Source organism: Treponema sp. B152 (genome assembly GCF_024181665.1).
Classification (GTDB): domain Bacteria; phylum Spirochaetota; class Spirochaetia; order Treponematales; family Treponemataceae; genus Treponema_B; species Treponema_B denticola.
This window is the reverse complement of the sequence record NZ_CP058668.1, coordinates 1,452,737-1,472,591: the sequence shown is the minus strand read 5'-3', so window position 1 is coordinate 1,472,591 and position 19,855 is coordinate 1,452,737. Positions and strand designations below refer to the sequence as shown.

17 protein-coding genes are annotated in these 19,855 nt (G+C 37.9%); 7 read left to right on the top strand and 10 right to left on the bottom strand.

Annotated features, from left to right (window positions below):
* Position 1: 1 nt before the first annotated feature.
* The 7 genes from HYB91_RS06845 to HYB91_RS06815 all read left to right on the top strand — a co-directional run bounded on the left by HYB91_RS06845 (position 2) and on the right by HYB91_RS06815 (position 11,143).
* Positions 2-1,312, top strand: a complete 1,311-nt coding sequence (locus tag HYB91_RS06845; RefSeq protein WP_002677824.1) for an ABC transporter substrate-binding protein — start codon at positions 2-4, stop codon at positions 1,310-1,312.
* A 6-nt stretch (positions 1,313-1,318) separates the two neighbouring features.
* Positions 1,319-3,442 (top strand): methyl-accepting chemotaxis protein, encoded by a 2,124-nt coding sequence (locus HYB91_RS06840; protein ID WP_002677825.1) that lies wholly within the window; start codon positions 1,319-1,321, stop codon positions 3,440-3,442.
* Between the two features lie 81 nt (positions 3,443-3,523).
* The gene (locus HYB91_RS06835) at positions 3,524-4,591 is read left to right on the top strand and encodes a flagellar motor switch protein FliG (RefSeq protein ID WP_002677827.1); all 1,068 of its coding nucleotides are present in this window, start codon (positions 3,524-3,526) and stop codon (positions 4,589-4,591) included.
* A gap of 65 nt (positions 4,592-4,656) precedes the next feature.
* Positions 4,657-5,313 (top strand): tetratricopeptide repeat protein, encoded by a 657-nt coding sequence (locus tag HYB91_RS06830; RefSeq protein ID WP_002677828.1) that lies wholly within the window; start codon positions 4,657-4,659, stop codon positions 5,311-5,313.
* Positions 5,314-8,781: a transcription-repair coupling factor gene (gene mfd / locus HYB91_RS06825; RefSeq protein ID WP_002677830.1), complete on the top strand. Its 3,468-nt coding sequence runs from the start codon at positions 5,314-5,316 to the stop codon at positions 8,779-8,781.
* 123 nt (positions 8,782-8,904) lie between these two features.
* Positions 8,905-9,771 (top strand): CPBP family intramembrane glutamic endopeptidase, encoded by an 867-nt coding sequence (locus HYB91_RS06820; protein ID WP_044910026.1) that lies wholly within the window; start codon positions 8,905-8,907, stop codon positions 9,769-9,771.
* 151 nt (positions 9,772-9,922) lie between these two features.
* Positions 9,923-11,143: a hypothetical protein gene (locus HYB91_RS06815; RefSeq protein ID WP_002677835.1), complete on the top strand. Its 1,221-nt coding sequence runs from the start codon at positions 9,923-9,925 to the stop codon at positions 11,141-11,143.
* Between the two features lie 19 nt (positions 11,144-11,162).
* On the opposite strand, the gene HYB91_RS06810 is transcribed toward HYB91_RS06815, so the two are convergent.
* The 10 genes from HYB91_RS06810 to HYB91_RS06765 form a co-directional block, all read right to left on the bottom strand.
* Entirely contained in the window at positions 11,163-11,738 is a 576-nt protein-coding gene (locus HYB91_RS06810) for an HD domain-containing protein (protein WP_002677838.1), read from the bottom strand.
* A 95-nt stretch (positions 11,739-11,833) separates the two neighbouring features.
* Positions 11,834-13,141, bottom strand: a complete 1,308-nt coding sequence (locus tag HYB91_RS06805) for a TldD/PmbA family protein (RefSeq protein WP_002677839.1) — start codon at positions 13,139-13,141, stop codon at positions 11,834-11,836.
* Entirely contained in the window at positions 13,141-14,523 is a 1,383-nt protein-coding gene (locus tag HYB91_RS06800; protein WP_002677842.1) for a TldD/PmbA family protein, read from the bottom strand. Before HYB91_RS06800 ends, HYB91_RS06805 begins: the two co-directional genes overlap by 1 nt.
* Positions 14,524-14,574: 51 nt before the next feature.
* Positions 14,575-14,841, bottom strand: a complete 267-nt coding sequence (locus HYB91_RS06795; RefSeq protein WP_002677845.1) for an HPr family phosphocarrier protein — start codon at positions 14,839-14,841, stop codon at positions 14,575-14,577.
* Between the two features lie 12 nt (positions 14,842-14,853).
* Positions 14,854-15,909 (bottom strand): HPr(Ser) kinase/phosphatase, encoded by a 1,056-nt coding sequence (hprK, locus tag HYB91_RS06790; protein WP_002671539.1) that lies wholly within the window; start codon positions 15,907-15,909, stop codon positions 14,854-14,856.
* Between the two features lie 77 nt (positions 15,910-15,986).
* Positions 15,987-16,277 carry an HPF/RaiA family ribosome-associated protein gene (locus tag HYB91_RS06785; RefSeq protein ID WP_002671537.1) on the bottom strand — a complete coding sequence of 97 codons (291 nt, stop codon included), beginning with the start codon at positions 16,275-16,277 and terminating at the stop codon, positions 15,987-15,989.
* 122 nt (positions 16,278-16,399) lie between these two features.
* Positions 16,400-17,305 (bottom strand): M23 family metallopeptidase, encoded by a 906-nt coding sequence (locus HYB91_RS06780; protein WP_002677846.1) that lies wholly within the window; start codon positions 17,303-17,305, stop codon positions 16,400-16,402.
* Complete coding sequence (locus HYB91_RS06775) at positions 17,305-17,838, bottom strand: cyclic nucleotide-binding domain-containing protein (protein ID WP_002668609.1); 534 nt, start codon at positions 17,836-17,838, stop codon at positions 17,305-17,307. The genes HYB91_RS06780 and HYB91_RS06775 overlap by 1 nt, the downstream gene beginning before the upstream one ends.
* 12 nt (positions 17,839-17,850) lie before the next feature.
* The gene (locus HYB91_RS06770; RefSeq protein WP_002671534.1) at positions 17,851-19,047 is read right to left on the bottom strand and encodes an HD domain-containing protein; all 1,197 of its coding nucleotides are present in this window, start codon (positions 19,045-19,047) and stop codon (positions 17,851-17,853) included.
* The gene (locus HYB91_RS06765; protein ID WP_002668611.1) at positions 19,044-19,853 is read right to left on the bottom strand and encodes a hypothetical protein; all 810 of its coding nucleotides are present in this window, start codon (positions 19,851-19,853) and stop codon (positions 19,044-19,046) included. Before HYB91_RS06765 ends, HYB91_RS06770 begins: the two co-directional genes overlap by 4 nt.
* Between the last annotated feature and the right edge of the window lie 2 nt (positions 19,854-19,855).

Sequence of the window (19,855 nt, the reverse complement as noted above, 5' to 3'; positions counted from 1 at the left end):
TATGAAAAAATCTTTTTCGATGAAAATTTTATATTTGTGTATGTCTTTTTTAATTCTTGCAGGATGTACAAATAAAGGAAAAAAGCAGCTTACTGCCGAAATCGAATTTTGGAGCTTTCCCAATTTTACATCTGAAACAGGAGAAGGCGGCGGTTTTGAAAAAAGTCTTATAGAGGCCTTTCAAAAAGAATACCCCGGCGTTAAGGTTAATTTTACGCTTATAAGTTTTGCAGATGGTGAGGCAAAAATCGAAGCTGCCATAGCTGAAGGCAAGGCTCCGGATGTCATTTATGACGCACCCGGCCGTATTCTTGCTTGGGCGGACAGAGGTTTATTGGAACCGTTAGATGATGTTCTTGCAACCGAAAAGCCCTATATTACCACAGGGCTTTTGGAAATTTCAGCCGGTAAAGACAGGCGTTCGTACATGTATCCCATGCACGGAGGCCCTTTTTCTATGGCTTTTAATAAAGAGATGCTTGAAGATTTGGGGCTCATAGATCTTTTACCCTACAAACGCTTAGATCGGTGCTGGACCGTAGCCGAATATGAGACCCTTCTTAAATCTTTAAAAGAAAAACTTCCCAAAGGGAAAACCCCTGGAGTCTTCTATTATAAGACTATGGGCGGTGATCAAGGAACAAGAGCTTTTTTGGTAAACCTTTTCGGAGATGCCAATCTTTTAAATGAAGACTATTCAAAATATATTTTTAATTCTTCTCAAGCCGTAAAAAATTTGAAGTGGACTATTAATGCAATGAGAGAAGGCCTTTTGCTTGATGGTGCAGAGCTTACTTCCAATGATGCAATTTCTATGTTTGCCGAATCAAAGGCAGCTCACACTATTTTATATTCACCGCAGCTTAATAAAATGTATGACGGAAAACGAAACTATAAGGGTAAAGATTTTACTCCGATTTATATGCCTTTCCCAAATGATTCTTCTGCACCTTTACTGGAATTTTTAGCAGGCGGAGCATGTGTGTTTAAAGGTTCCGATAAACAGAAAATAGAAGCGGCAAAACTGTTTTTAAAATTTGCCGCAACTGATGAGGTTTGGGCCTATAAACTTGTAAAGGCTACGGGAGGATTTCCGGCTACATCTAAAATTCAAATTGAAACTTCCGATGACGAAATATTATATAATTCCGTTCTTCAAAAATTTTTCGGCCAATATTATAATAATATAACCGGATTTTCTAAAATGCGTGAGTATTGGAATAAGGCATTAAAAGAAGCTTCATCGGGTAAAGATATACAAAATGTTCTTAACTCTTTTGTAAAAGACGCAGACCGCACATTGGGAGAATAAAAAATTATGAAACAAGAAAACAAAAATATCGATAAACGATTTAAATTATTTTCAATAAAAAATAAGATGGTATCGGTTTTTATATTTTTTGCCGTATCTCTTTTGACAGTGATGTGTATAATATCGGTATACCTTGCTTCTTTTTTTCTTATGCGTAATACCGAATATTTTATCAAAGAATTGGCTGAAGGTTCTTCTAAAGTTTTAAATGAGAGGGCTGATTCAATATTTAAAAAACTGGATACATTTTCAAATATGCCGATTATTCAAGATGACTCTGTTCCTTATTCTGAGAAAATTAATTTATTTAAAAATGAAATTCAAATGCTAAAACAAAGCGGATGGATTAGTTTCGGAATAAGCGGTCTTGACGGCGTCTTGTATAATACGGACGGTAAAACTGAAAAGATAAACAATACCGAGTGGTTTAAATCTGTCATAAAGGGGAAATATATAATTACGGAACCTGAAATGTCTTTAACAAAAAGAAAATATGTTTCCATACTTGCAATTCCCTTACGCGATTTACAGGGAAAAATTGTAGGAACTATTACTGCTTCAATTTTAGGCGATTCTTTATCGAATTTAATCAGCGATATAATTGTCGGTGAAACAGGGCAGGCTTATCTTATCAGCCCTTCAGGAATTATTTTGGGAAGCCGTAGGCCGGAAATTTTATATAAGAATTTTTTTTCCGAAATATTAAATTCGGAGAAAACGGATTTTTCAATATTTTTAAAAGATGCTCTAGAGTCAAAAAAATCGGCTGTGCAAGTTTCTAAAATAAACGGCGTAAAACATATTTCGGCTCTATCTGCAATGAGATATTCAGGATGGAAATTATTGATAACGGCTCCGGCTTCCGAATTTATTTCGGAGAATGTATCTAACCTGTTAAATATTTTTATCGTTGTTGCTTTGTGCGGTATACTTATTGCGGTACTCATAGGATTTTTTACTGCAAATAATATTGTCAAACCGATTAATAAAGTAATTGAAGTTCTTAAAAATATTTCGCAAGGCGAGGGCGATTTAACTGTAAGACTGCCTTTAATCGGTAATAATGAAATTACCGAGCTGTCTGAATATTTTAATAGAACAATTGAAAAAATAGGAAATTCAATGCAGTCCGTAGGAGTTAACAGCCGCTCAATGGCTGAAATCGGATCAGACCTAGCTTTAAATATGAACCGGACAGCAGATTCCGTTCATGAAATTACCGAGAATATCAATGGTGTAAAACAGCAGGCTTTGACGCAGGCTACAAGTGTTACGGAAACGGTTGCAACAATTGAACAGATAATCAAAAATATTAAACAGCTAAATGCTTCAATTGAAAATCAAGCTGAAAGCGTTTCACGCTCGTCGGCTTCAATAGAACAGATGACTGCCAATATTGCTTCCATAACTCAAACCTTGGAAAAGACCGATGAGCTTATTAAAACTCTTGCCGAATCGACTGAGGACGGAAAAGAAATTGTTTCTAAATCAAATAGCGTAACTCAAAAAATTGCGGAAGAATCGGGCGGTCTTTTAGAGGCAAGCAGTGTTATTCAACATATTGCAAGTCAAACAAATCTTTTGGCTATGAATGCGGCTATTGAAGCAGCTCATGCAGGAGAAGCCGGAAAAGGATTTGCCGTAGTTGCCGACGAAATCAGAAAATTAGCTGAAGAGTCAAGTGCACAGGGAAAAACAATTACAGCAACGCTTAAAGCCTTAAGCGGCGAAATCGATTCCTTGTCAGTATCTTCTAAAACGGCTGAAGAAAAATTCAGTTTAATTTTTAGTTTTTCCGAACAAGTAAAATCTATGAGTGAATTTTTAACCCAGTCCATGCGTGAGCAGGAAAATGCCGGTGTAGAAATTTTAAATGCTATAAAAAATATTAATTCCGTAACTTTTGAAGTAAGTAACGGTTCGGCTGAAATGTTAAGGGGCGGAGAACAGGTTGCTGAAGAGATGACTAAATTAGACGGCTTAACCCGAAAAATTACATTAAGCATGAATGAGATGGCTTGCAGTGCCGTTCAGATAAGTAATGCCATGAAGGAAGTAAATGAAATTACACAAAAAAATAAAAGCAGTATTGAAAATCTGGCATTTGAGGTTAATAAATTTAAAGTATAGGGCAGCTTGAAAAAAATTACATCCTTCTTTTACTCTTGCCCTTTTAGGCTAATCCGTGCTATAATATCCCCTGAGGTTTTTATGAGCGATATTGAAAGTCAAATGTTAAAGAATGGTCTTATAAAGGTTCCTGTAGATGAAAAAAGTGCCGGAAAAGAAAGCCCGTATAGGAAGGTCGCCAAATTTCTTTTTATAATCGGGGCGGAGCAGGCTGCCGACGTTTTGCGGCAGCTAACCAAGGAGCAGATAGACAAGGTTGTAGCAGAACTTGTTACGGTTCAATCGATAGATAAAAAAGAAGCCTATGATATTCTAAATGAATTTAACGATATCTACAATAAAAACAAAAACCTTTTGGGCGGTGTCGATACGGCTAAGACAATCTTAACCGAAGCCTTCGGCGAGGCCAGGGCAGAAAAAATTCTTGAAACTGCCGTGCCTCCTAAAATGCCTAAACCTTTTGAGTATCTTGAAGGTATGGATAAGGATCGCCTGACGAGGATATTACAAGGCGAGCTTCCGGCTACAAAGGCCATAGTTCTTTCTCAATTGGAGCCTAAACAGGCTGCTGCCTATATAAGTTCCATCGAAGATGAAGACGAAAAAAAAGACATAATCTTACGCCTTGCAAAACTCAAAAAGATAGATGCTGAAGTTCTTACTCAGGTAAGTGAGGCCTTAAAAAAGAAACTTGCCGATGTAAATTTAAACCGCACAAGCTCGGTTGACGGTGTTTCCGTATTGGCCGATATTTTGCGTAAACTGGATTATGAGACCGGCTCGAGTATCTTGGATTCTCTTGATCTTGAAGATGAAAATTTGACCGAAACTATAAAACGCAAACTTGTTACCATTGATGATGTTATAAATATGAATCCAAAGCACATTCAATATCTAATCTCTCCTATGACCGATAAAGAGTTGGCTCTTTTAATACATAATCAAAGTGAAGAATTTAGAAAGGTAATCTTGGCGAATATGTCTAAAAGCCGTGCTGCCTTGGTTCTCGATGAAGAGCAGTATATGGGACCTGTTCTAAAGCGTGATCTAAATAATACCGTTGACCACTTTTTAGCCCGAGTGAAAAATGAAGCAGAGCGGGGAAGAGTTATTATAGTAAAAGATGAAGACGATAAATTTGTGTATTAGGTTCTGTTCGATTCCCCCGATTGAATAAAATAAAAATTTATGTAAAATAATGGATGGAGAAAATTATGATAACCGGAAAACGTTTTAAATTTATTCTATTGACTTTTATTTTTGCTGCAGGCCTTTTTGCACAAGATAAACCTGATGCTTTAAAGCTTTACAGGCAGGGCCGAAGCCTTGATTCCATAGGAAGGCGCGAAGATGCCAGAACCGCTTATCTGTCCGCCATAGAAATTTGCCGTAACGAATTAAAGGTAAATTCTAAGAATATGGATTCTTATGCCGTATATACATGGTGCCTTTTTCGATTGGGCCGATATAAGGACACCGAATTGGTATGTAGTGATGCCTTAAAAATCGGGAGGGATGCACGAATTATCGAAACTTTGGCCGAGGCTCAGTTTTTCCTTGGAAATTATAAAGATGCGTTGCGGAATATGGAAATGTATATCGAGATGGCTCCCAACGGCGAGCGCATAAGCGTTGCCCACTTTTTTGTCGGAGAGATTTACCGAAATACAAAAAAATATCACAAGGCCGATATCGCTTATTCCATTTCAGTGCACTTGGAGCCTTCCAATTCTCTTTGGTGGTATAGGCTTGGAATTGTCCGTGAAGCGGCCGGAGAAAAAGAAGGTGCGATTGCAGCCTATCAAACGGCAGTAAAACTTCGCCCCGAGTTTAAGGAAGCAGCCGAAGCCCTCAAACGGGTAAAGATTTAAATGCCTCAGCCTCTAATAGATTCCTTACAAAATTCTATCCGCTCATGGAAGGACATGAAAAATGCCTTCGATGAGATAGATGAAAATTCTTATCCCTACAACATTACAGGAATTTCCGGAGGTCTTTTCGGATTTTTTTTAACGGAATATTTGTACAAAACCCGTAAACCTGTCCTCGTGGTTGTTCCGACTGAAAAGGAAACGGAGGCCGTAAGAGCCGACTTGGATTTTTCAGGAATAGAAAATTTTGTATTGCCTTGGTGGGGCTCTCTTGCCTATAGGCCTATTTCGCCGACAGCCCCCGTTTTTTCCGAACGAGCCGAAGTGCTGATCCGACTGCTTGAATCCGGAAATGAATCTTATACAAAAAACAAGCCTCCGGTTTTTATCACCTGTCAGCGTTCTTTTTTAACTCCGGTTCCTCCGGCAGATTATTTAAAACAAAACAAGGTAGAAATTGCTGCAGGTTCAAGCCTTGATATTTTAAGCCTTGCAGAGCTTTTAAGTCTTTGGGGTTATATAAGAGTTCCGCGTGTAAGCGTGAGAGGCGAGTTTGCTCTTAGGGGAGAGGTCTTGGATATCTGCCTAGCTTCTAATTCGGGTTCGGAAAAAACGGCTTACCGAATTCAATTTGATTTTGATAAGGTAGAAAAAATAAAAAGCTTTGATATAGCAAGCCAAGGTTCTTTAGAGGAATATAAAAAAATTAACTTCTATCCCGTAAAGGAAGTAATTTGGAATGATGAGCGTATTGACTGCTTGGAAAAAAATTTAAAAACCTATTCGGAATTTTCTGAAAATATTTTTAAAATTATTGATGCCTTAAAAGAATATAAAACCTTTGAGGGAGAAGAAATTTTTTATCCTCTTGCGTTTCAAAAATCTTCTTCCGTTTTAGAATATGCGGAATTAAATAAGATTCCTGTTTTTTATTCGGACTATGACAGGCAGAAAAATTCTTCGGAAATTTTACTTAGAGAATATATGGGGCTTTATAAAAAAACAAAAACTCAATTTGACGAAAACGAAAAACGAAAAGCTCTTATCTCGGAATATCCCGAACCTCAACGCATCTTACTTCAATTTGAAAACAATGTACAAAAATATAATAAGTCGATTTATTTTAGAACCTTAGCCGAACAAGAAGATAAAAATAAAACTCTTAAATTTAAAACCGATCCGCCCCGCAGTTTTTTTGGGAACATAGTTTATTTACGCGAAGAATTAAATAATCTTTTAAATGATGATTGGTCTATCTTCGTATTTGCCGAAAGCGATAATCAAGCCCTCCGTATCGAAGAAATTCTGCACGAAGACAGAATAAAAATTTTACCTTATAACCTTTCAGGCGGCTTCGGTATTCCTGATCTAAAAATTTTGGTAATCCATGAAAACGAAATTTTCGGCCGCCGCCGAAGAATTCCAAAATCGGTAAAGACTGCAAAGAGTTCTGTTATTGATGCCTTTATCGAATTAAATCCGGGAGACTATGTTGTTCATGTAAATTACGGTATAGGAAAATTCCGCGGTATCGAACGCGTTAAAATTTTGGATACGGAAAGGGATTATATAAATCTTTTATATGCAAATGATGAAACCGTTTTTATTCCGATTGAGCAGGCCGACCTTGTTCAGCGTTATATAGGAAACGAGGGAGAGGCGCCTCATCTCGATATCCTCGGCTCCAAATCGTGGGAGAATAGAAAGAACAAGGTAAAAAAATCGGTTGAAGATATAGCCGCAAAACTCATCGACCTTTATTCTAAAAGAAAGGCGAGTACGGGCTTTGCTTTTCAAAAAGATGATGAATGGCAGACAGCCTTTGAAGCGGCTTTTCCTTATGAAGAAACCGATGACCAGCTTACCTGCATCGCTGAGGTAAAAGAGGACATGGAAAAGCCTGTTCCCATGGATAGGCTTATCTGCGGAGATGTAGGTTACGGTAAAACAGAAGTTGCAATGCGGGCAGCCTTTAAGGCCGTGATGAGCGGTAAGCAGGTTGCCTTTTTATCGCCTACAACTATTTTGACCGAGCAGCATTTTGAAACATTGGACAAGAGGTTTAAAAACTTCCCTGTAAAGTTAGCCCGTCTTTCCCGCTTTGTTCCAAAGGGTGAACAAAAAAAAGTTTTGGAAAAATTAAAAAAAGGCGAAGTGGATATTTTAATCGGAACTCACCGCATAATTCAAAAAGATGTTGTTTTTAAGGATTTGGGTTTGATGATTGTCGATGAAGAACAACGCTTCGGTGTTAAGGATAAGGAAAGATTAAAACAGATGAAGCACAATGTGGACTGTCTTTCCCTTTCTGCAACTCCTATTCCGCGAACCCTTCACATGTCGCTTTTAAAAATAAGGGACATGAGCGTAATCGCAACTCCTCCTCAAAACAGAAAACCTGTTGAGACGGTCATCGCCGAGTTCAATGCGGAAAAAGTTGCCGAAGTTATAAGACGGGAATCGGAGAGAGGCGGGCAGGTTTTTTATCTTCATAACAGGGTTGAAAGTTTGGATGAAACTCTTTTTATGCTTCAATCTCTTTTGCCTGAAATTATGATTGAAACGGCACACGGCCAAATGTCTCCTAACCAACTGGAAGAAATTTTTGAACGCTTTAGTTTGGGCGGCTTTCAGGTTTTAATTGCGACCACCATTATCGAAAACGGCATTGACATTCCGAATGCCAATACCATCATCATAGACCGAGCCGACATGTACGGCGTTTCCCAGCTTTATCAGTTGAGGGGAAGGGTAGGCCGCTCCGACAAAAAAGCCTATGCCTATCTTTTATATCCTGACGATAAGGCTCTTTCCGAAATTGCTATGAAGAGGCTTCAAGTTATTTCAGACTTTACCGAGCTCGGCTCCGGTTTTAAGATTGCGATGAAGGATATGGAAATAAGAGGAGCCGGAAATCTTTTGGGCAGGGAACAATCGGGGGATATTTATTCCGTAGGCTTCGATTTATATTTGCGTCTTTTGGACGAGGCTGTTCAAAAACTTCAAAACCAAGATTATGAGCCTGTTCAAGAATCCGTTATCGAGCTTGAGTATTCGGGCTTTATTCCCGATTCCTATATTTCAAGTCCCGAAACCAAAATGGAAGTTTATAAAAAAATTGCAGCCGTTAAGGTGCAGGGAGACCTCGACAGAGTCTACTCCGAAATTCTTGACCGCTTCGGCCCGGCCCCCTCCGAAGTGGAAAGTCTTTTGGCTCTTTCCGAAATAAAAATTATCTGTAATCATCTTTCGATTGCAAGCTTAAAAGAAAGAAAGGCTGCCGCCCGCATAGAGTTTGCCCGTGTATCAAAAATCTCGGTGGATAAACTTTTGCGTATGATAAAAGAATCCGCAGGCCGTGTAAGCCTTGACCCAAAAGCCCCGAATGTCCTCATCCTCCAAACCGGCAAAATCGGCTTAAAAGAAAAAAGCGAATTCATCCGCGAAAAACTCGGCAGCTTGATGTAGGAAACTTAACCGCAACGGCCGCTAAGAGTGCAAAGAGATTTATGTGTCTTACCCTTTACCGATTAAAATTTATATGCTATTATATATCTTGTGAATTTTATGTAAACATCTTTGGAGGAAAATATTAATAAAAAAGTAATAAAAGATCTGTGCATTCTTTTTGTATTGTATATTCTTGTTTTTTTGATAATTTCTTACACTGGTAAATTTCTTTTTAAAAATTTTTATAATTACTATTATACCTTATTCGGTAAATATAATGGAATTTTCGGTAGTTTATTATTTTTACTGTTTATAATCATTTTCTATTTATTTTATTCAAAAGATTTAAAGATAATATTTACTTATAAAAAATTAAATTTATCTGTTATTGTAAAAGGTTTGATTTATTTGTCATCAATCACGATGATATATTATATAATACAATTTATCTTTGATAATACTTTTCTTTTTAATTTTTTTAAATATTTTAATGATGTTTTAACGGGTAAAAAAAATATTACTGTATATGATATTTTGGTTTTAGAAAAATTGCAAAGACCCCGCTTTGAACCTTTTATGCTTATAGGTACCGTAATCATTGGCCCTATTTTTGAAGAAATATTTTATAGAGGGCTTCTGTATAATAAATTAAAAGAAATAAGCAATGTATTTATTGCTGTATTTATTTCTTCAATATTTTTTGCTTTTTTACATATACCAGGTTATGGATTTAATATAAAAATGTTTTCTCTTGTGCTTGACGGAATTTTATTGACTTATTGTTATGAAAAAACCGATAATATTTATGTTCCTATTCTTGTTCATTCAATTAATAATTTTTTTATATTTTTATTTAAGTATGTATATTTTTATTTTTTAATAATTATTTATTTTATAATTTTTATTATGGCTCTCATAATCCTGATAATTGATATTATCAAATATGTAAAAGTGCGAAAAACTTTTAATGAAGTAAAAACCGATACTTTAGCCGAGACTGAAAACTAAGCATATTTAGATGTTGAAAATATTCGAATTTATTAAAAAGAATTGACATTTTATAAATTATTGAAATTTATGAAGCTTACCCTTTACCGATTAAAATTTATATGCTATTATATATCTTGTGAATTTTATGTAAACATTTTTGGAGGAAAATATGAAAAACTTACAAAAGAAAATCTATCTATTCGGAATAGCGGCAATATGTGTGTTTTTATTTATTTCTTGTTTTTCGGATAATACAAAACAGGAATTTCCGAAAGAGGCTAAGGATTGTGCTGATTATGTTTTACAAAACTATATGACACCCGAATCCTATGTTATAGAAAAATTTAAAGATCATGATGCCGTTATTTTAGGCGAAAACCATAGAATAAAACATGATCCTCTTCTTGTACAAAGGCTAATTCCCTTGTTGTATGAAAACGGAATTTACACTGTAGCAATTGAATTTGCCTTATATGAAGATCAGCCTCTTATCGATGCTCTTGTTACTGCATCGGAATATGATGAAAAACTGGCTCAAAAGATAAATTTAAATGCATTCTTGAGTATAGGACTTGGAGGTTATCATGAGTACTGCGATATTTTTAAAGCAGCATGGAAATTAAATGCCTCACTTCCTCCCGATTCAAAAAAAATGCGCATACTCGGAATAAACGATGTTCTCGATTGGTCTCTTCAAAAAACGGAAGCAGATAGAAATAATCCTGAAATACGTAAAAAAATTTTCCGTAATTTTTCTGAAAAAAATTGGGCGTATAGAGTAAAAACCGAAGTGCTCGATAGGGGAGAAAAGGTGCTTTGCTATTGCGGTATGCATCATGCTTTTTCCAAATACCGCCAACCTATTGCAGATGAAAGTCTAGGAGCTTTTATCCGTTTTGGCGATATTCGATTTGGAAACTATCTATATGAAAAAATTAAAGATAAGGTATTTACTATTTCGCTGCATTATCCGTGGGTGTCTGCACAAGGCTATGAAGCTCCTAGTGTTTTACCGGTTGACGGTATAATTGACTATGCTATGGCACTCCTTCCTAAAGAAAACCGTCACTTCGGTGTAGATACGGCTTCTTCACCTTTCGGTTTACTGACATCGCAAACAAGTTATTATAAATATGGTTATGAACCTTTTATGTTAAAGGATTTTTGTGACGGTTATATTTGTCAAGGCCCTTTTACCGAATATGAAGGAGTAACACCGATCAAAGATTTTATTAACGAGGATAATATTGAATATGCAAAAGAACATTTATGGTATCCGATTAACCAATGGCCCATTCAAGAAATTAATGAAGGTAACGCTTCCGATGCACAAATAAAGCGGCATCATCTTAAAAGTATTATTGAAGCAGTAAAGGACTTGTATAAATAAGAACATATCAAAACAATCTCTACACCCTAATCCCTAGCTCATCTATATCCAAGCCGGATTTTTGTTCAAAGTATTTTTTTAGTTCGATATGTTTATTCCATTTGTCTTGGGGATAATAACCATGGCGCTTTTTTACATCGCTCATTCTCTCTTCGATTTTTGCAGAGCCTTGAGGGAGAGCAATGCTGTCGCATAGCTGAATGAGCCTGTCGTAGTCATCATATTCGTATTTGTCGATAAGCTTTTTTATTTTTTTATACGCTTCAGGGCTGACATCGTTTTTGCCGATGTAGGTTTCTATTTTTTTTATAGAAAAAGAATGAGTTATACATACTCGGGCAGCCTCATCATAGCCTAATTTCATAAGATACTCATAACCGTCTATTACATGGGCTAGACCTGTTACGCCTTCCCTCCTTCCTATATCGTGGAGGAGTCCCAAAATATAAGCCTTGTCGGGGTTTAAGTCCTTGCATGCGGAAGCAATTTTTTGCGCACACTTGGCCGCAACAATGGAGTGATCCTTCCAAGGACCTGGATTTTTTAAATAGGCTTCTTCAAGTAATCTTTCAGCTTCTTCTTTAGAAGGTAACATTTTTCCTCAAAAAAACCGCCCGGTGCTCAAGCCCTAGCTTTTTATAGAACTTGTAAGCTCGGCACCTTAAAGCGGTTTTATAAGATTTTAAGCGTTTACTTTCCCGAAATTGTAATTCCCGTAGAATGCATCCACGGAACTATTGCGTTTCCGTAGTCTACTTTTTCTTTTGAAACGGAAATTATATCGCTGAACATCTTTACGATGTTTCCTGCTATCATCGTTTCGGAAAGAGGTTTTGTAATTTCGCCGTTTTCGATGAGGTAGGAGTTTTTTGCAACGCCCGAAAAGTCTCCGTTTGCGGCAGGACTTCCGCCTGAAAAACGGCCGAGTAAAATTCCTTTTTTGACATTCTTAATCATATCAGCCTTTGCCGTATTTCCGCTTTCTATTATTAAGCCTTCTCCTCCCGAAACGCAGCGGGGAAGGCCTGTTTTTTTGGAACCGTAAAGGCTCAAAACAAAGTCTTTTAAAACACCATTTTCAATAAGTGTTTTGTTTTCGGTTTTAAAGCCGTCTCCGGTGTAAAGGCTTTCAAGTTCAGTACCCGCCGGTCTTCGGGGAAATGAATGGAGGGTAAATAAATCCGATAGTACTTTTTGGTTTAATTTATCCTTCCAAATAGAGGTTCCTGTAATTAGGGGCATGTTGCTCATAAAAAGCCCTATCATCGTACCTGCAAAATCTATCATACTCATAGGAGTTATGACTATATCGCCTGTAAAGGAACCTGAAAGAGGGGCGGTAACCGTTTGACCGCAGTTTTCCCTCATTATCTCATCGAGGTTTCCCCAGTCCTTTAAGGGCTTATCCAAGTTAAGGTGAGCGGCTCCGCTATAGTTAAAGCTGCTCGTACCCTTGCCGTCTTTTGCAAAAAACATTGCAGCAAAATTGTATATGCCTGAGCTTTGTGTAAAGCGCACTCCGTTTGAGTTTGCAAGGATTTGCTCGCTTCTTGTAAAGTCTAAAACACATTGATTTAATTGTAAGGTAGGGTAGGCTGATTTTGTATAATCCAAAAATTCTTTCAGCCTCTCATACATTTTTTCGTTATTGGGTGCAGTATCACCGTAGGAAAGAGTTTCTCCCTTTTGCATAGGCGCAATATCGTTTCCATCATCCTTTTCGGAAGATCGTGAAAGGGCAACAACTTTTGCAGCCTCTTCTTTTAAGGTTTTTTCGCTTAAATCATTTCCCGAAATATGCCCCTTCTTGGTTTCTACAAGAGAGGTCATTGCAACTGAGATATCAGTGGTACTCCTATAAAGGCTTAAACGGCCTGCATCAATATTCATTTCGCTTTTTACGCTTTTTGAAACCCTTGTTGTTGCCTTATCGGCTCCCTCTTTTTTAAGGGTATCCAAGATAAATTCCGCATGTTTTATTCCGTCAAATCCGCTCATTATTCCCGTCCTCCTACTCCGATTTTACACTTGATTGCAGGTCCGCCCATTCCTACATTGATGAGCTGCTTTTTTCCGCACATGCCGGCATTGCTCCAACTCATATCGTCGCTTACCATTGTTACGGTTTTAAGCATGTCGAAGGCTACTCCCGCTATAGTGCAGTCCTTTACGGCCCTGCCGATTTTTCCGTTTTTAATTTCATAACCGAGCACTACGCCGAACATAAATTCGCTTGTAGAATCGGCCTGCCCATTCGATGAGCGTACAAAATAGTAGCCGTCATCAATGCTCGCTATCATGTCCTTTAGCTTATCTTTTCCGGGGAGAATTGCGGTGTTCCGCATACGCACCAAAGGCTCATCCGAAAATTCGTTTGCACGGGCGTTTCCTGTCGGGTCTACCTTAAAGATGGCTGCCGACTGTTTGTTATGCATATAGGATCGTAAGATTCCGTCCTTTATTATAACGGCATCCTTTGCAGCAACTCCCTCATCGTCTATCCAGATCGGAACGGGGCATATTTTGCCGTTACACTCGTAGGCAAAGTCTACTAGAGTTACCAGTGGAGTCGCAACTTCCTTATTCATAAAGTCTGCCGCAATGGAACCGGACATTACAAAGTCCGATTCTGTGGTATGTCCTATTGCTTCATGGGCAAGGATACCTGCAAGGTCGGGGCCGAGTACAACATCATGAATACCGGGCTTGGCATAGACTCCGGCCGCCTTTTGTTTTAGGTTTTCAACCATTTCATCTATTTTAGAATAGTAAAGATTAGGCTTATCGAAGAGATTTTTAAATTGGCCGTAGCCTCCGAATACATCGTAGAGGTCTATGGGCTGGCCTTCCGAGAGGAGCTTAAAGCTCATCACTAAATTTGCTCTTGAAATATAGGTGTGGGCATCAGCCTTGTCCGATGTAATAAGATGCCTTTCGGTTCCGTTTGCCGAGATTCTAAAAATTCTTGATTGAAGTTCGGGATATTTTTTTGCCGTGTAGTTCTCAAGGTCTTTTATAAAGTCTATTGCTTCCTTTTGATCGGCATCCTTGGAAGGATCGTACTTTCCGTAGGTGCCTTGTCCCGTAAAGGCAGGAAGTTCTGCTTGACCTCTCCCCGTTTTTTTGGCTAAAAACTTAACGTTTTCGTTTGCCGATTTTATAGATGAGGCTATGGCCTCGTCCGTTTGTTCAGGCGATGAGGCAAAGCCCCATACCCCGTCCTTAAAAGAGCGGGCGCAAACTCCGGCTTTTCGGGCTTGAACATTGTTTATAAGGTCTCCGTTTACAGCTGCCACAGTCATAAAGCTGTCATTTTGAACCCTAAGCTCGGTGTACTCCGAAAAAAGCCTTGCATGGCTCTTTAAATCATCAAATCTCATGATATACCTCCATAAAAAGTTTTTGCAGGAAATATTAATTTCCGAAAAATTTTATTCTTCTTCAAATTTATTGTTAAAAATAGTTTCGATTGCTTCGCAGGCTTCCTTTTCATCAGGCCCATCACAGGTAAGGGTGAGCTCTGTGCCGTAGGCGGCAGCCATAGTTATAATCCCTATTACCGATTTAGCATTGATTTTTGCATCTTCCTTGCATAAAAAAATTTCCGAAGAAAAATTGTTCGATTTTTGTGCAATAAGAGCTGCCGGCCGGGCATGTATTCCTGCCCGATTTTGAACCTTAATAGTTTTTGAAATCATAATTTATTCCTTCTAATAGGTGTCGTTATCAGTGTAGTAGGGTGCCCTTGCAGAATCGGTTTCGATCCATCTAAGAACATTTCTGCTGAATTCTCTTGCAGAAAAATACCCCATACTCTTTAGTCTTTCATTTTTAGCTGCCGTTTCCAAAATAATCGGCACATTCCTTCCGGGTTTAACCGGTATTTCCAACAGAGGAATTTTAACATCAAGAATTTCCGTTGTAAGTTCCTCAGTTCCCAATCTATCATAAACCTTTTCGGCATCCCATTCTTCAAGCTTTGCAACCAGCTGAATCTGCTTTACTTCCCGTATAGCTCCTATACCGTAAAGCTGGCGTATATTTATTATTCCTAAGCCCCTTATTTCCATGTGATGGCCTATAATCTTATTGGCTCCCCGTCCTACAAGGGTGTTTCCGTTTATGCAGGAGATTTCGACTACATCGTCGGCTACGAGGCGGTGCCCTCTTTCAATAAGTTCAAGGGCTGTTTCGCTTTTTCCGACGCCTGAGCTGCCCATTATGAGAATGCCTAGGCCGAAAACTTCAACCAAGACTCCATGTAAAGAAATTCTAGGGGCAAAGGTATTTGATAGGATTCGTAAGAGGCGTAAGGCCAGTTCATTTGAAGAAAGAGTTGAAGTCAAAATAGGGCAATTATGCTTATCGCTTATTTCTAAAAATTCCTTTGGAGGTTTTAAATCGTTTGAAAATAAACAGCATGGAATCTTAAAAGAAAACATTTTTTCGATTGTGGACAGGTCTTTTTTTTCCGTAAGGGTGGCAAGATAGGCGTATTCTCCTCGTCCGAAAAGCTGAACTCTTTCATTTGCAAATGAATCGAAAAAGCCTGAAAGGGCAAGCCCCGGACGGTTGATATTGGGTTCCAGAATCTTATTGGAAAGCCCCATTCTTCCCGATACACAGGTTAATTCAAGGGAGTCATGTTTTTTAAGGTCTAATTCCAAAAGATTGAGCACCGAAAAGCTTATGTTAGCCATGTTTTTAATATACACATTTAAGGCTGTTTTGTAAACAGACTTTGCCTGATTTTCGGTTGTTTTCATAATTTAAAATTTATGAGTTTAAAATAAAAAAGGGAGCCCTTTTAGAGCTCCCCCAAAATTAAAAACTTAAATTAAGCTTACTTCTTTTCTTGAACCTTGTCCTTTTCTTTTTTGACTTTTTGGTCGGCTATATCCATCATTTTATTGACGCCGGCCTCAAACTCATAGTTTTCGGTTGAAACATGGGCCGTGCCCCCCCACCTAAAGTTAATTGTTGTGTCGTAGATAAACTTTTTGTCCAGTTTGATAAAGCACTGAATATCGGTAATAAGATTATCCGCATATTCGATTCTTTTAAACTTTTGATCCAGATATTTTTTCTGATCCTCGTCCATCGTAAATTTTACTGCTTGAATATTAATGTTCATAATTTCCTCCACACAATTTCATTGTACTTATAGGATACTACACTTTTGCTCAAAAGTCGAGCTTAAAATACGGATAAATGGTAAAAAAATGAAATTGAGCGGAAAACTGACTTTATTAAAAACTAGAGGCCTCTCGGGGCCTTTGCAGGGTCGATGGGCTTATTTTTATCATAGACCATAAAGTAGAGCCTTGCTTTGCCTGTGAGCAATTCTACTCCCAGCTCTCCCAGCTTTTGGCCTACGGCGATTGTATCTCCCTTTTTTACGACGATTTTCTCCATTCCGCCGTAAACATAGATGTGTTTTGTCTTAGATTGAACAAATACGACCTGACCGAAGCCTCGGTGAGGGCCTGTGGATACGACTTTCCCTGAGCTTACAGCCTTTACGGCCTGTCCCTTTACCGAATCTATAACGACTCCGGTGATTTTTCCTGAAAGATAGGCAACCTTTGAGGCCGGAACGGGCCAAAGGAGCTTGGAATCGGCTTGCTTTGTAGAAGTGCTCGGCTTTACGGCCTGAGTTTCCTTATCGGAGCCTGCCTTTGTAATTGAGGTTTTTTCTTGTTTGCCGTCTTGAGGTGCTTTGCTCTCCTGCTCTTGGGCCGTGCCTTGGGATTTTCCTTGAGGGATTTTTAAAATTTGGCCTATTTTTAAGGACGTTTTTTCGTTAAGGCCATTTAGTTTAAGTATATCGGAAAATTTGACGCCGAATTTTTTTGCCAAGGCATAAAGAGTATCTCCTTTTTGTATCACATGGGTGATCTCCTCCGGACCGGTCTTGGCATTAGTTTTTTTATCGTTTTTTGCAGAACTTTCTACCGGAATTATGAGCTTTTGCCCTATCTTTATTTTTGAAGGGTCGCTTAAGTTATTTTTTTTGAGAATAGAATCTATAGGCGTATTATATTTTTTGCTGATAGAATAAAGAGTGTCTCCTTTTTCGATTATATGCACGATATCTTCTGCAAAGCAGAAAAATGAGAACAAAATAAAAAATAAAGGCCTTAAGATGTTTTTTTTATACATTAAGCCTCTGTTGGAGGGGTAAACATATCAACCATAAAAGCTAAATCTTCCGGAGAGAATTCAAGGTTCTTTTCCTGTACCCTTTCTTTATTTGTAGTATTGAGTTTTTGCAATAGGCTAAAAACTATATATGTTAAGATAACGTTTCCTGCCTTTGGATGAGCATTTATATATGCCGTAAATTGTTCTTTAGATATAAGCAGGATTGTCGAAGGATCTAAGGCGTTTACTGTGGCCGTTGCAGGCTGATCTTTAAAGAGAGATGTTTCACCGAAACTTGCATTGTTTTGTAAAATACCTATTTTCACATCTCCCCATTTTCCGCTTTTTACTATTTCAAGTTTTCCGCTCAATAATACAAAAAAGCCGTTGTTTTCGGTACCTTCGGTAATAATGCTTTCTCCTCGTTCATAGGAAAGAATTTCAGAAAAATCTATTATCTGCATTAAATCCGCATCTTCCATGCACGAAAAAAAAGCTGTTTGTTTTACTTCTTGAAAAAAAATGTCTCTATCCATTTCTACCTTGTTCATATCTACTCCCAATTATCGGTATGCATTAAAAAATACATCCGTGCTTAAATTATTTATCTTTGTTCCTACAGGATAAGCTCCCAGTATATTTTTACGGCCTTCTTCCAAATGTTTGGAGGTAATTCCGTATTTGATTGAGCTTTCGGCCTCAACAAAGGCTGCTATCTGATCGGCAACCCTCACCAAGCGTCCATCCGTAGCCTTAAATTCCTTATCGGCATATTTTTGCGATAACTCTTCAAAGCTTACAATTTTTACCTGTTTGTTTACAATAACCCTGTTTTCAAATTCATCGGATATATAATACATAACCTCATCTATAAAAGATTCGTCCATCAAGGGTAAAAGCTCGTCCTTTACTATGCGATCTTCGATTTCTTTTACGACAGCGGGCAAGTGATCCGTTGCCTGTTTTACAGGTGAAATAATATCCCTTGTAACCGCTTCAGGGAGATCATGAAATAGGGCCGAAAAAAAGTTGTTATATCTTCTTTCATTATTAATGTTTAAATCGTAACACATTAAAAGGGTTAGGGCTGCAACATAAAAGGAGTGGCCCAGCACTGTTGTCGGAGGAACTCTCGGCGTCTGATTCCAGCGGATCTGAAATCTCAATTTTTCTATTTCGGTTATAAGTTTATGAGGATTTTGGTTTGCAAGGAGAAGTTGAATGCCTGTTAAATCCATAAACTCGCAGATTTCTTCCTTTAAAAAGCCGTCAATTTCGGTTAAACGGAAAGCTTCGTTTACCGGTTTAAGCATTTCAAATTCTCTTATTGTAGAATATTTATGAGCTGCCCGTGAAACCTTCCATGTTATATCGTCTTTATCGGGTTCTTCAAAAAGGTAAGAATGAAATTTAGCCTTAAATTCTCCGTCGGGAAAAATATCATTATATTTTTCGAATATCCATTCGTTAATTTTTTTGTATTCTTCAGGGTATTCTTTTCGTATTCTTCTTTGCACCGGTGCCTTTATATCGCAAAGGGCTATTTTTCTTAAAATATCGAAAACGGAACCGTCGATTATCCTATCCCAATCGATTTTTTTACCTTTTTTTTCTTCGTATTTTCCGATTATATAGGCTAAAAAGGTCTTTTCGGCTGTTTTATCCATTTCGACTATTTCAAATGGCCTGATAAGATCGTTCCAGCGCTGGATTGAGAAGGCCTCAAATAATTTTAAAACGGTTTTTGTCGTAAAAATCATTTTTTAGGTTTATCCTTTTGCTTTAGATCTTTTTCCATCTTATCTTTCCAGATTTCGATTTTACGTTTAATTTCTTCAACTTCCCTGTGCTCATTTAAAACCATGTGTACCCTTCTTAAGCCTTCCAAAAAAAGGATTGCAGTGCGGAAGTCGCTTATGTTGTTTGTAACAATTTCGTATTTTTCGCGGTATTTGTCGGCTGCCTTTGTAAAAAGTTTTTTTACAAGTCTAAGATGATATATTACGGTATCATAATCCTCCGCATGAGGGTTTAAGCCTGTTTGGCTTATTTCTTTTAGGTCCATTATGTTTTTTGCAACTACTGCAAAACGGGCTTCTATGTCGATAAAGGACCAACGCCATTTGGTATTTTCCCCGTATGCATCTATTACCAAGTTTATTACCAGGCCCAGTTTTCGTATAAGATAATATCTTTGTTTTTCGGTAATCTTTGAAATCCGGTCAACTCCTTCTTCATATTCGGAAAAAGGAGCATCTATGAGGTCGGTTACAATTTCTTCAAGGTAGATTATGGGCTTATACAGGGTTTTTCGTGCTTCATTGAGAATGTTTTCGTTTTTTCCGCCGAGGAGGGCTACCGATAGCCTGAATTTGGCCAGATAAAGGGTTGCCAAGTAAATCATCTCATCGGCAAGTACCAGCCTTTTATAAGCGGCACCGAATGTGTCTTTTTTTATAAGCGAAAGAATATTTTCTTCATGTTTTAAAACTTGGTTTATTACCTGATCATATTCATAAACCCGTTTTGTATAAAGTTCTCTGTTTCCGCTTTTTTCCCCGTCCACAA